The 13,535-nt window shown below is 26.9% G+C and carries 14 protein-coding genes; 2 read left to right on the top strand and 12 right to left on the bottom strand.

Translation table 11 applies throughout. The features are described 5' to 3' along the window. Position 1 precedes the first annotated feature (1 nt). The 3 genes from BP997_RS02745 to BP997_RS02735 form a co-directional block, all read right to left on the bottom strand. Positions 2-1,084, bottom strand: a complete 1,083-nt coding sequence (locus tag BP997_RS02745) for an AI-2E family transporter (RefSeq protein WP_413824816.1) — start codon at positions 1,082-1,084, stop codon at positions 2-4. Between the two features lie 63 nt (positions 1,085-1,147). Further along, on the bottom strand, positions 1,148-1,957 hold the full coding sequence (locus BP997_RS02740; protein WP_413828778.1) for a dihydroorotate dehydrogenase electron transfer subunit: 810 nt from the start codon (positions 1,955-1,957) through the stop codon (positions 1,148-1,150). A gap of 31 nt (positions 1,958-1,988) precedes the next feature. Further along, complete coding sequence (locus BP997_RS02735; RefSeq protein WP_413824811.1) at positions 1,989-2,897, bottom strand: dihydroorotate dehydrogenase; 909 nt, start codon at positions 2,895-2,897, stop codon at positions 1,989-1,991. Between the two features lie 158 nt (positions 2,898-3,055). On the opposite strand from BP997_RS02735, the gene BP997_RS02730 reads away from it, so the two are divergent. Both BP997_RS02730 and BP997_RS02725 read left to right on the top strand, forming a co-directional pair. Continuing rightward, positions 3,056-4,288 (top strand): NOP5/NOP56 family protein, encoded by a 1,233-nt coding sequence (locus BP997_RS02730; RefSeq protein ID WP_413824808.1) that lies wholly within the window; start codon positions 3,056-3,058, stop codon positions 4,286-4,288. Between the two features lie 66 nt (positions 4,289-4,354). Beyond that, the gene (locus BP997_RS02725; RefSeq protein ID WP_413824806.1) at positions 4,355-4,999 is read left to right on the top strand and encodes a fibrillarin-like rRNA/tRNA 2'-O-methyltransferase; all 645 of its coding nucleotides are present in this window, start codon (positions 4,355-4,357) and stop codon (positions 4,997-4,999) included. Positions 5,000-5,707: 708 nt separating this feature from the next. On the opposite strand, the gene coaBC is transcribed toward BP997_RS02725, so the two are convergent. The 9 genes from coaBC to BP997_RS02680 all read right to left on the bottom strand — a co-directional run bounded on the left by coaBC (position 5,708) and on the right by BP997_RS02680 (position 13,500). Next, on the bottom strand, positions 5,708-6,880 hold the full coding sequence (coaBC, locus tag BP997_RS02720; RefSeq protein ID WP_413824804.1) for a bifunctional phosphopantothenoylcysteine decarboxylase/phosphopantothenate--cysteine ligase CoaBC: 1,173 nt from the start codon (positions 6,878-6,880) through the stop codon (positions 5,708-5,710). Positions 6,881-6,955: 75 nt separating this feature from the next. Next, positions 6,956-7,498: a hypothetical protein gene (locus tag BP997_RS02715; RefSeq protein ID WP_413824801.1), complete on the bottom strand. Its 543-nt coding sequence runs from the start codon at positions 7,496-7,498 to the stop codon at positions 6,956-6,958. 134 nt (positions 7,499-7,632) lie between these two features. Next, complete coding sequence (locus tag BP997_RS02710) at positions 7,633-8,337, bottom strand: endoglucanase (protein WP_413824798.1); 705 nt, start codon at positions 8,335-8,337, stop codon at positions 7,633-7,635. A gap of 186 nt (positions 8,338-8,523) precedes the next feature. Beyond that, the gene (gene pheA, locus BP997_RS02705) at positions 8,524-9,333 is read right to left on the bottom strand and encodes a prephenate dehydratase (protein WP_413824796.1); all 810 of its coding nucleotides are present in this window, start codon (positions 9,331-9,333) and stop codon (positions 8,524-8,526) included. Between the two features lie 277 nt (positions 9,334-9,610). Then, positions 9,611-10,432, bottom strand: coding sequence for a CBS domain-containing protein (locus tag BP997_RS02700; protein WP_413824794.1), 822 nt, complete (start codon positions 10,430-10,432; stop codon positions 9,611-9,613). A gap of 76 nt (positions 10,433-10,508) precedes the next feature. After that, entirely contained in the window at positions 10,509-11,441 is a 933-nt protein-coding gene (locus tag BP997_RS02695; protein WP_413824792.1) for a CBS domain-containing protein, read from the bottom strand. Between the two features lie 90 nt (positions 11,442-11,531). After that, positions 11,532-12,230, bottom strand: a complete 699-nt coding sequence (locus BP997_RS02690; protein WP_413824790.1) for a 7-carboxy-7-deazaguanine synthase QueE — start codon at positions 12,228-12,230, stop codon at positions 11,532-11,534. A 126-nt stretch (positions 12,231-12,356) separates the two neighbouring features. Continuing rightward, positions 12,357-12,875, bottom strand: a complete 519-nt coding sequence (locus tag BP997_RS02685) for a 6-carboxytetrahydropterin synthase (protein ID WP_413824788.1) — start codon at positions 12,873-12,875, stop codon at positions 12,357-12,359. Positions 12,876-12,906: 31 nt separating this feature from the next. Next, positions 12,907-13,500 carry a DUF366 family protein gene (locus BP997_RS02680; protein ID WP_413824785.1) on the bottom strand — a complete coding sequence of 198 codons (594 nt, stop codon included), beginning with the start codon at positions 13,498-13,500 and terminating at the stop codon, positions 12,907-12,909. Positions 13,501-13,535: the final 35 nt, after the last annotated feature.

Raw genomic sequence — 13,535 nt, 5'->3', positions numbered from 1 at the left:
TTTATCCCCCTCCTGGTTCTCCAGATTCTTCTAATAATTGTTTTTCCTTATCTTGTTTTTCTATTTCTAATTTAAAGGATTTTAAAACCGCATAAGTTATTCCTAAGAATAATGGACCTAAAATAAATCCAACAATACCAAATACTAATGGTCCAGATAAGAATCCTATAAATAGTATTAAAGGATGAATATCAGCATATTTACTGGATAATGCTGGTCTTATATACATATCAGATAAACTTAAAAAGATTCCGAATAATAAGGTTATGATAGCTCTAGGATAATTACCTGTAATTAAATCCCAAATTACAAGTACGATATAAATAATCCATGGACCAAAGATTGGGATTAATTGACATACTCCAGTTAATATTCCTAAGAATAATGCATAAGGAAATCCTAATATATAAAATCCAATTCCTGCAATAATACCAATTATAATAGCTGTTAAGAAATGTCCAAAGAATATGCTTTTTAAAACATTTTCTATTTGAAAGAACATATTATTAAAGAATTCTGATCTTTCAGTTGGGATGAATGCTTGTACATATGCCCAGAATTTATCCCCATCTTTTGTAAAATAATACATTGAAAAGAATAATACACATAATTCTAATGAAATATAAGGTATTTTCTTAACTAATCCTATGAAATAATTAATAACATAATGAAGTCCATTTGTTATTGATGAGTATAAACTATTTGTAATAGATCCTATGTTAGCATGATACTGTGCAGGTAAAACTTGTGCAACTATTGGAGATAATTGGCTTGAACTAAAATTAGTAAATGTAGCATGATTTGAATTGAAAAAATTAATTGCAAAACCACTAATAATAAACACTATATAAACTAATAATAATATTAAAGGTATTAAAACCAGTAATACTGCTATAATAGTACTAATAGAACTAAATTTAATTTTAGATTGTAAACGATTAGCAATAGGTCTTAAACCATAAGCAAATATCGCACCTAAAAGTATCATATTTAATACTGGCATTAAAACTGAAAAAGATAATGCTAAAAGTATAATTATGACAATTATAGGTAATGTTAATTTTTTTGAGAAATTTATATCCATTTTTTAAAACCAACTATTCACTTTTTTTTAGATTAGAATATGAAAAAAATTAATTCTTATTTTTTAATAATATTGTTTAATTCCAGATGGTTCACGTTGATACTTTCCAAATTCAGTTATTTGTCTTAATTGTTTTTCACTGAAAACTGGTCCGTCTTTACAAACTCTCCAACCTGTATTATCCACACAACATTGACCACAAATTCCTATTGCACATTTCATATATCTACCAATATCATATTGTGCAGGTATATTATTTTCTTCTAATAAATCAAATATTGGTTTCATCATTACTTCTGGACCACATACAGCTGCAGAATCATAATGATTAGTTTTTAATAAATCATTAACACGATCTGTTGCAAAGCCTTTAAATCCACAGCTACCATCATCAGTACAGGTATATACATTTACACCTAAATCTTCTAATTCTTCAACAAATAATAATTCATCTTTAGTTGTTGCAGCAGATATTACATCAACTTCTCCACCATTATTAATACATTCCTCAGAAAATGGTATGAATGGACCCATTCCAGCTCCTCCACCAACTGCAAGAATGTGTTTATCTTTAAAATCACAATTAAAACCATTACCGAAAGGTCCTCGGATACCTAAATTATCCCCCTCTTTTAATGTGTGAATATTATTAGTAAATGGACCTATAGCCTTAACAGTAAATCCTATTTCATTATTCTTAAAATTCATATGGGAAATACTCATTGGTTTTTCATCTTTAAAATTCCACACCATTAAAAATTGACCAGGGTAAGGAATGTTTTCTCCTTCCATTTCCCAATCGAATATGAAAGTTTTAATTGTAGGAGTTTCTTCTATGATTTCCTTTATTTCTAAAACTTCTGGACTTTTCATTATAAATTTCTCCCCATTATTAATATTTTCTTTATATTTTTTTATGTGCAAAACCAACCATATCATTTATGGAAGTAAAATCACTGTTTTCTATAAATTCTTTTAAATCAGTGTTAATTGTTTTGAAAATTTCAGGACCATAATCCATTATAGAAGTACCAATCTGCACAAGACTAGCACCAGCATATAAGAATTCTACAACATCTTTATAATTACTTATTCCACCTACACCTATAACTGGAATTTCCACACTATCATAAACATCCCATACACATCTTAAAGCTATAGGTTTAATTGCAGGACCACTCATTCCACCAAATTTATTAGAGAGAATAGGGTTTCCTGTTTTAATATCAATCTTCATACCTGGACCTAAAGAATTAATAAGAGTAATTGCATCTGAACCACCTTTTTCTGCAGCTATAGCTATTTCACTCACACTTGTAACATTAGGTGTTAATTTAGTCCAAACTGGAATATTACAACTTTCCTTAGTTGCTTTAACAATTTTTTCAGTAAGTGCAGGATCCTGACCTATACTAGAACCATAACCACACATTGCATGAGGACATGAAACATTTAATTCTATTACATCTACTAAATCTTCAATTTCACTAGCTAGATAAGAAAATTCTTCAGGACTAGCACCATAAATAGATGCAACACGAACACCTTTAGAATCTATTTGTTCTAATTCTTCTTTAAAATTCTCAACACCAGGACTAGATAATCCTATAGCATTAATTATACCACCTTCAACAGGTACAGTTGTTGGATTATGATAACCAGGATTAGGTTCTATGGAAAATGATTTAGTTACAACCCCAGCAGCACCAGAATTTAATATCCAGTTTAGAGAGGATGCATGACTACCCATTACTCCTGCAGCAAGTAACAATGGGTTTTTAAAATTTAATCCACAAACATTTGTTTCTAACATATTAGTTCTTTACTCCTTTAAAACAAATCTTTTATAATAATTTTAATTCTATACTATTATAGATTTATGATTTATATAAGATTTATAATTTTACTATAAAAAAAAATTAGAATCCATATAAAAAATTTTAATAATAAAGTAAAGTCTAATAAAATAATATGGAATTATATATTACAAAATGCGTAGCTGGATTTTTAGCTTTCAATCAAGATTTAAAACTAATAACTTATAAACTATTCCCTGAAAATGAAATAGTGGATAATTTACTTAAAATTGAAGATAAAGAAGTTTTAAATATTGAAAAAAGTCTAATTGAAGAATTAGAAGAGGAATATGATGAGATTAACCTTGAAAGTGAAAACAGATTATCACAATACAAAACAGTTAATGGATTTGAAAAAATAAGTATAAACACTACAAATGAAGGTGGAGAGTACTTAAGAAAAAATTTAGAAGAAATATTAACTAAATTAAACTTTTTTAATAATGAATCTTATCCTGGAAAAATAATTGGAATTTATAATGAAATTGCAACTATTAAAATGAAGGAAAGTGCATCTGAAGATGATAAACTTTTAATTCAAGCCATTAATTCAATTGATGAAATTGATGAATCTATAAGTAAGTTAATTGAACGTATGAGAGAATGGTATATAATTTACTTCCCAGAAATGGATGCAATAAATAATAATGAAGCTTACATAAAAATTATTGCTGAAAACAATAATAGGGAAGAAATTATTAAAAACAATCCTGATTTGTTTAAAATAGATTATGAGGAAAGTGCAGGGGCAGATATTGAAAGTGAAGATTTGAAAGTTTTAAACAATTTCACAAAATCATTATATTCCCTGCAAGAATCTAGAAGGGAAATAATAGAATATATTGAAAATAAAATGGAAAGTATTGCTCCTAATTTAAAAGATTTAGTAGGTGCTTCCTTAGGTGCTAAATTAATTTCACATAGTGGAGGTATTAAAAAATTAGCAATGTATCCTTCAAGTACTGTTCAAATTATGGGTGCTGAAAAAGCTTTATTCAGACATTTGAAAACTGGTGAACGCCCACCAAAACATGGTTTAATATATCAACATCCTAATGTTAGAAGTTGTAATTGGTGGAATCGTGGAAAAATTGCTAGAACTTTAGCTTTAAAGATTTCTCTTGCAGTTAGAAGAGATGTTTTTGTTAAAAAATTCAATCCAGAAATAAAATTAGATTTTGAAAGTGAAGTTGAAAGAATAGAAAAAGAAAATCCTTTCCCTAAAAAAACAAAACGTAAACGGGAAGAAGAAAGAAATTATGAAAAAGATTCTTCTAAAAATAAACATAATAAGTATCAGGGTAAAAAGAAGAATAAACGTGATCGTAAACATAAAAAGAGAAAATAAATAGATTTTTGGAAGTTAAAAGTTAGTATTTTGAATAAAAATTTTTTTTTAGGAAGTTTGATTTATATGGAGATTTATCAAAAGGATGATATGCTTGCAACAAAGAATATTACTCCTGGTTTACGTGTTTATGGTGAAAAATTAATTAATGAAGAAGAGGATGAGTATAGGTTATGGAATCCTCATAGATCTAAATTAGCTGCAGCATTGTTAAATGGTTTAGAGAATTTTAAATTGGAGAAGGATTTTAAGGTTTTATATTTAGGGGCTTCTACTGGAACTACTGTGTCTCATATTTCAGATGTTGTTAGTGATGGTATTATTTATGCTGTTGAGTTTTCACCAGTTAGTATGCGTAAATTAAATAATTTATGTAAAATTCGTCCGAATATTGCACCTTTACTTAATGATGCAACTAAACCTAAAAATTATATTGATTTAGTTGAAAAGGTTGATTTAGTATATTGTGATGTTGCTCAACCAAATCAAAGTGAATTATTTATGAAGAATATGAACCTCTTTTTAAAGGATGGTGGTCAAGGTTTACTTATGATTAAGGCTCGTAGTATTGATGTTGTGCAAAAGCCTAAAAAAATTTTTAAGGAAGAAGAACGTAAATTAAAAAGTAATGGTTTTAGTATACTTCAAAAGGTTAAATTAGAGCCTTATGAGAAGGATCATGCCGGTTTTTTAATTGAGAAAAGTTTTTAAATTTCTTGTTTTGTTTTTTAATCTTTCATTTTTTAATATTTTTTATCTTAATATGTGGACATCTTAAGGTTTCATGAAAAATTATTCCTGACTTTTGTATATTATGTATAAATTTTTTTTTAAAAATTATATTAGATCTTAATATATAATATCTTATAGATTTTTTATTCCATAAGGTGTGAAATTGTTTGTATTTTTTCATGGTTTTTCTATTATTTTAAAGTGTTTTAAAGCCTTAGTATGGGAGTTAGTTATTACGATAAAAACCTTAAAAAAGTATTACTAATATCACCTTTATATACTATGAAATAATAAAATTATAAATGCTAATGCAATATTTAAAAAGTTCAGATTAATCTCTCTGGAAAAGTTCACTCAAAAAAAACACTCCACATTGGTAAGTTCCGAGGGATTAAGCTTCTTTTTTAAAAATACTAATTTTAAATAATTTAATTACATGATTTTTTCAGATATTCACTATTTTTACTTAAGATTTCTAAGTATTAAAAAATAAGGGATTATAAGTAAAAAAGTATTACTTTTTAGGGTTTAAAAATAATATAAAAACATTAGGATAATAAAAAATAGATATCCAAAAAAATAAGAAATCAAAACTTAAAAAAATCATTTAAAAAATTTAGAAACCCTAATAAAAATAAGAATCTACAATATAATTAAAAAAATAGAAAGTATATAAAAAAAAATTTTTTAAATTAAACGATTAATCTCATTGAAGATAAGAATACTTAACTCTTTTTTAGATGAAAATGCAAATTTTAAAATATTATCATTAACAAGGATAACTTCATTATTATCAGAACCAAATTCACAACCTTCACGACCAACATCATTTGCAACAACTAAATCAGTACCTGCAAAATCAATTTGATTATGAGCACATTCAATCATTTTCTCCTCAGAAACATTATACTCAGCTTTAAAACCAACTAAAAAGATATTAGGATTAACTTCTTTAATATGTTTAATAATCTTATTTAAAGGTTTAAAATCAAGAGTTAAATCAAAATCAGAAGAGATTTTAAAGTTTTCCTCTTTAATAGGTGCAAAATCTGAAACTGCAGCAGTAGCTATGAAAATATCAAAATCTGGTACAAGTTTCATAGTAGTGTTATTCATAAGTTCAGTGCTTTCAGTGTAAATAACATTAAAAACTTTAGGAATGTTTACTGTAACATGAGCCATTAAAAGACTTAAATCAGCACCACGAATATAAGCTTGTTTAGCTAATTCCAAACCCATCTTACCAGAAGAACGATTAGTTATACCTCGAATAGGATCAATAGCTTCATAAGTACCACCAAGACTGATTAAAACCTTTTTACCTGCAATATTATTAGAATCTTCACCTTTATTGAATTTATCTAAATTAATAGTTCTAAGAGATTCTAAAACAATATCCTCAACAGAAGGGAATTTAGCTTTACCCTCATCCATACGAGGATTAACAAATTTAATTCCTTCAGATTTTAATTTAAGAATATTCGGATAAACAGCATCATACATAGAATCATGCATAGAAGGAACAAATACAATAGGAGTATTATGTCCAAAAGCTGTGATAAGTAAAGTACTAACAGCATTATCCGCAATCTTACAAGCAAATTTACTAATAGTATTAGCAGTAGCAGGAGCAACAAGAATCAAATCAGCTTGAGCATACTTAACATGCTCAATATCACCAGTTAAATCTAAAACAACACCTTCACGACTTGCAAACTCCATCGCATTAGGATGAATAATTTTAGTAGCTTCCTGAGTCATGAAACACTTAACATTATGTCCTTGACGTTTAAATTCCCTAGCTAACTTAATAGATTCAGTAGCTGCAACACTACCAGTTACACATAACACAATATCCATAAAAAAATAACCACCATTAATTCATTATTAAAAAAAATTTAAAAAAAAGTAAAATTTTAAAAGTTAACACTATTTTTAGCTAAACTTAAAATTACTTATAATAAAATCAAAGATACGAGCTTGAGAATCAAATTTATTTTGAGGAGCACTGCATAAAATTACATAAACATTATCCCCATTTTCAATCCAAACAGCCTTGTGCATCTTTGTAGTACCATTAACATTAGAAGTGTAAATTGATTCTAAACCTTTATATGATCCTGCAGTAACATTACCTTGAGATAAAATTTGGTAATCTGAATTTTTTGATAATTGAGTGTAAGTTGAATTAAAATCAGTTTCTAATGAAGAAGAAACAGCTTTCTTTTCAACATTAACATTAGTATCACTGAACCCTTGTTGATCTTTAGAATTTGGATCTGCAACAGCAAGAACAGAAGCATTATCCTGAGCATCTGCTTTAATCCAAGTAGATGGGAATTCTAATGTTACACCATTCTCTGTTAAAGATTGAACCCTAGTTGAATTAGTATTGTTTGAATTATCCCCTATACAACCAGATACAGATATAACAAGTAACACTACTAAAATCCCTATAAAATAATAATATTTTTTCATATAATTGTCACCATTAATCTTCTTAAATCATTAAAAAAAAAATAATCCCTCGTTTTCTAAATTACACATATCCATGATTTTTCCTAAAAAATTTTATCCTAAAAAAAAATTTTTAGAATTTAATTTATTTTCGGTTAACCACCATCATTAGAATTAGATCCACCAGAACCAGAACCTCCACTATCAGATCCACCAGAACCAGAACCTCCACTATCAGATCCACCAGAACCAGAACTACCAGAATCACTAGAACCATCAGTACTTCCAGAATCTGTAGTATCAGAAGATGATGAACTACTATCAGAATCACTAGTATCTGAACTTATATAACTACTTTGATTATAATTATCAGAAGTACTAGTTATATTAGTAGTATTCGGGGTAGTGTTTGCAACCACCACAGGGAAAGCAGAATCAGAAATAGAAGCTTGTCCAAACATAGACACTGCATTACCATTAAAATCAAAATTGAAAACTCCAAAACCAATACCAGTTCCAAAAGCCACAATTAAACATAAAGTAGCAATAGCAATTATAGCACCATTACCTAAGGGCTTACTCTTTTTCTTAGGTTTATTAGTTTTAACAATGAACTTTTCAATTAATTCTTGATCTTCTTCATTATCTTTATCAATAGATTCTTGTAATGAGTTGGTTGAGGAATCATCATTTGGTCGACCTTGCATAGTTCTTATTCTTTCTGAAACATTAATAGCTTCAAGTTTACGATTATACTGTTCAGATAAATAATCATATTTTTCTTGAGAAATATTACCAGAACGATAATCTTGTTCAAGATTATTTAAAATCATTAATAATTTTTCTTTATCTTGATTCATGCCCTTTTTCCCTCCCCATTTTTTTTAATAATAAGCTTTAAAAATTTATCTTTATACTATAAAATTTTATTATTTTTCATAACAAAATTTCTTTAAATAATTTTCCATTATACTAAATAAATTTGTACTTTATATTTAATAAAATTAACTAAAGAAAATTTTCTAAAAAGAGTGAAAAACAGATTTTTAATAAATAGGATAAGATCCTAAAATTTTAAAGAATGAAGTTTTTTCTTTTACTTCATTTAAAATGTCAAAAATATTTTTATCTTTTCTATGCCCTTCTAAATCAATGAAGAAAATATAACTTCCTAATCCTTCTTTTGAAGGGCGAGATTCGATTTTTGATAAATTAATATTTTTATTAGAAAATATTTTTAAAACTTTATACAAAGCCCCTGAACTTGCATCATCATATAATGAGAAAACTATTGAAGTTTTATCATGCCCTGTTGGAATATGATCTTTTTTTGATAAGATTATGAATCTAGTTTGATTTGTATCATTATCTTGAACATTAGAAACTAAAGGTTTTAAATTATATAATTTTCCTGAGGTTAAAGTTCCTATAGCTGCATAATTTTTATGTCCTTCAACCTTTTTAGCTGCAGCTGCTGTTGATAATGTGAAATGTTTTTTCACATTTAATTTTTCAAGAAATGGTTGACATTGTGCTAATGCTTGTGAATGAGAGTAAACATCACTTATATCTTCAATTTGAGTACCCGGATTTACTAAGAGATTATGATTGATTGGTATTATGATTTCATTTTCAATCATTAAATTGAATTTATGAACTAATAAGTCTAAGGTTAGTGTAACTGATCCTTCAATTGAATTTTCTATTGGAACTACTCCCTTATCACATTCACCATTAACAACTGATTCCATTACTGATTGTATACTGCAGTAACTGATTAAATTTTCACTAATTGATGATGCTGCTTCATGAGTAAAAGTTCCATTTGGTCCTAAAAATGATACTTTATTTTGCAAAAAATTTCAATCCCTTTTTTATAAATTAATTATATAATTGTTTTTTATGAAAAAATATAGTGAATAATAATTATTATTATATAAATTAAGAATTATATTATTTTACTTAATTTTATGATTTTTTAAGTATAAAAATATGAAAAAAGATTTTCTTAGAAAAGTATTTAAAAAAAAGTATTTTAAAATTGTATTTATTTATAAAAAAATTTTTTTAAGGGGAAAAATTCCCCTTTTTATATGAAAAAATTTTTTTATAATAGATTTTTATGTGTTTTATCTATTGAGATTCTAAGTCTATAAGTATCTTTAATAAATCAGATTGGGTTATAATACCCACAACATCATTATCCTCATTAGAAACAGGGTAACCATTAAATCCAGTTTCTAACATTTTTTCTGCTACTTCAGAAATAGAATCGTTTTCATAAACTTTTTGGATATTAGTACTCATTACATCTTCAACAACTAAGTTTTTAAGTTGTGCTTGATGATGTTTTTCTGGTGTATGTTTTTTGAATGAAACATAAGCCTTAGCAATATCCTTACTAGTAATTATACCTGCAAGTTCATGTTCTTCACTAACAAGTAAACGACCAATTCCAGAGTCCATTATAACTCTTCTTGCATGAACTAAACGATCATTAATTGCAACGGATATTATATCCTGAGTCATTGCATCTTTAACTGAAATTTTTTCAAATGGTTTACCTTTACAAAGATTAATGAAATCAGATTTAGTTACAATACCTACTAATTCATCATCAGACATTACAGGTAATGCCCCAATATTATTTTCATGTAAAATATTTGCAACTTCATTTGAATCTGCATTTTCATCTACAGTAATAACATCTTTAACCATTACTGTGGATACATGAAAATGAGAAATAGCTACATCCGCATATTTGGATGAACCTAATTTATTAGCTATATCTTTTTCTGAAATTATTCCAACAAGTTCTTTTTTATTTCCTTCTACAGATTTTATTACAGGAATTCTTGATAAATCATCTTTATACATGATTCTTAAACAATCACATATATTCTTATTTTTATCAATTGTTATTGGATTTTCAGACATTAAATTTTTAATTTGCATTATAGATTACTCCTTCTAAATAAAAATTTAAGGTTTATATTATAATTTAAAAATTTTTTATAAATTATATTTATATTTAATCTTTTAATATAGTGTTTAAAATATCTCTTTCAGTGATAATTCCTACTAATTTATCATCTTTTACTACAGGAGCACCACCAATATTCTTTTCTTTGAATAAATCGCATAAATCACCTAAGCGAGTTAAAGGTTCAATAATTGATATGTTTGGTTGCATGATTTCACTGATTTTCATGTTTAATACATCTAAACCACTGTTAGAAGTCATGTTTGAAAACATTTCTTTATCACCTAAGAATTTTAGAATATCTGTGGAAGTGATAATTCCTACTAATTTATCACCTGATACTACAGGGATTCTTCTTAAATTGTTTCTAACCATTATTTTAGTAGAACTTTCAATTGGAGTTCCAGGTGTTGTTGTTAACACATCGGTTATCATAACATCTTGAACTATTTCATCAGTTAAAAGACCTGCCATAGATAATGCGAAATCTCTTTCAGTAATGATTCCGACAATTTTTTCTTCATCATCAAGAACAGGTATGGAACCTATTTTATGATCTAACATTACTTTAACAGCTTCAGTTACAGAATCTTTATGACTCATTGTAACAACATCAGATGTCATAATTGATCTTATAGGATCATTAATTGCTGCTAAAAAGTTATCATTGTGTTTCTTTTCAATAATATTAAATTTACTTCCTCCACCGAGGAAATCTAAAATATCCATTGCTGTAACTATTCCTAAAATTTTTCCAGAACCTGGGTCAGTTATTGGTAATCGTCTAAATCCATGAGCAATCATTAATTCAGATGCTTTTTGAATAGACATAGTTGGAGGGATTGATATTACATCTTTTTTAGCTAGAGCCATAATATCTCCATCTTTACTATTTTTTTCTTTTACAGCACCTTTTTTATGTTCAAATGAATCTCCACGACTCATTGGATTTTTTATAGTTGATTTGTTATCTTTCATCATTTCACACCTCAAGGGTTAATAATTTTGGGTTCTTGTTTAAATAAAAAAAATTGAATTAAATAATATTCTTTTCTTTTTTCTTTATTCAAACTATTCTATATTTAGAAATTTATGGATTTGCGGGATAGTGTACACCTTCATATATTTCCCTGCAACCTCAGAAAACTGGAATAGTTTATCTGTGTTACCTTCCCATAATTCTAAGGGGCTTGCAGGTTGTATTATTAAAGGTATTTCCATATGTTCAGGTATTTCACTTGATATATGTTTTAAAACCTTTTCAACAGTACTTATTTTTGTGGAAGGTAGTACAACTAACTTACAATATAATTTTGTATCTTGTTCTATTAATAATTTTATAAATGAAATTTCATTTTCTAAAATATTATCAGACCATGTGTTATCAAAATGTTCAGGTAATTTAATATCCATTGATGCCCAATCTAAATCTTCAAGTTTAGTTAATTCGTTAGGTAGTGTGCCGTTTGTTTCAAGTAAAGATTTTGTTTTTGTTTTTTTAATGATTTCAGATATAAAATCTGCATGTAACATTGGTTCTCCTCCAGTATAAGATATAGAACCTAAATCTGGAGTACTTAATTCTTCAATTTTTTCTAAAACTTGATTAACTGACATTATAGTTCCAACATTAGCAGATTGACTGTTTTTAGTGTCACAATAAGTGCAGTCTAAGTTACAACCTGCGAAACGTACAAATATTTGTCGTTCCCCAATTAAGAGTCCTTCTCCTTGTATGCTTGAAAATATCTCGATAATTGGTGCATCCATTTAAATCACATAAATTGTATTAATATATAATAATTAAGTATTAATTTTTTTATAAAAATTAAACTACCATTAAACCTTAGATTTTTAAAATTAATAAAGGTTATTATAATAAAAATATAAATTTAATTAAAATTCTTTTTGATATAAAGCTCCTTGACCAATACCTTCATTTACACATGCAGAAAGAGAAGATAAATTATCATAACCTTTATCTTTAAGATCTTCACTTAACTTATCTGCAAAAAATTTAGCTAAATCTTCAGCAGAACTAGTAGGTAAAGGTAATAAAACACAATCCACAGTAGGAATAGTATATCCCTTATCACCTATCTTAAACTGTAAATTCTTCTCTTTTTGAAGTTTTTCAACACTCTTCTCATTATCAGGTATATCTTTAAAACTAATATGCTTATTAAAAACTGGAACTAATAATCTATGATCTAAACTATCACAAATACTTCTTAAAGAATTTTTAACATCTTTAAAATCTACAACAAATTGAAATTCACCAGCTCTTTCCCCTTCAATTTCAACATCCACAAAATAAGAATGTCCATGAATAAAACCACAAGTTTCATGACATGGAATTAAATGTGCAGATGAGAATCTTAAATTCGCATTAATCCCATTAATTAAAATCTTCATAAAATCATCTCCATAAAATAAATTAAAATTTTTATAAAACATCAGTTTTACTAATATCTAATTCAATAGTTTGTAACTCTTTAATAAAACTATTAACTACATTATTTACAAAAGTAAGTAAATTATCTTCATTAAAAACTAATTCACCATTTTCATTTTTAAGTTCAAAAATTCCAATTGTTTCAAGAACATCTGGTGTTCCCTCATCCTTAATATTAAAAGCAAAATGTATTTTCATTGAACTAATAGATACACTAGCAATAGAAACAGTTAATTTAGCATCATCAACAAAAATATCATCACCATCACGAGTAGATTTAACACCCATTTTAGCTAATTCTTCTTTAAATATAAGAACTAATAATCGTTGGCGCATATAAGCCATTCTAATATTAGCTGGTTGAATATCAAAAAATTCACTCATAAAATGAACCATTTCATTTCCTTTAATTTCTAATCCAACATCAGCAAAATCTTTCATATTATTAGGTGTAATATTCATTGCACCTCTCCAAGTAATAATAGAAGAGCCTTTAACACCAAATGTTTTAAAAGCCCATGAAGGATTAATTTGACTTCCATCATATGCAAACTTTTTTTCAATATGTTTATTTGTAATTTCCATTATAACCTCAACATCTAAAAATTATTTTATTTATA

The organism is Methanobrevibacter sp. UBA412, from assembly GCA_002495685.1.
Lineage (GTDB): Archaea > Methanobacteriota > Methanobacteria > Methanobacteriales > Methanobacteriaceae > Methanobrevibacter_A > Methanobrevibacter_A acididurans.
This window is presented reverse-complemented; position numbering and strand designations above follow the sequence as displayed.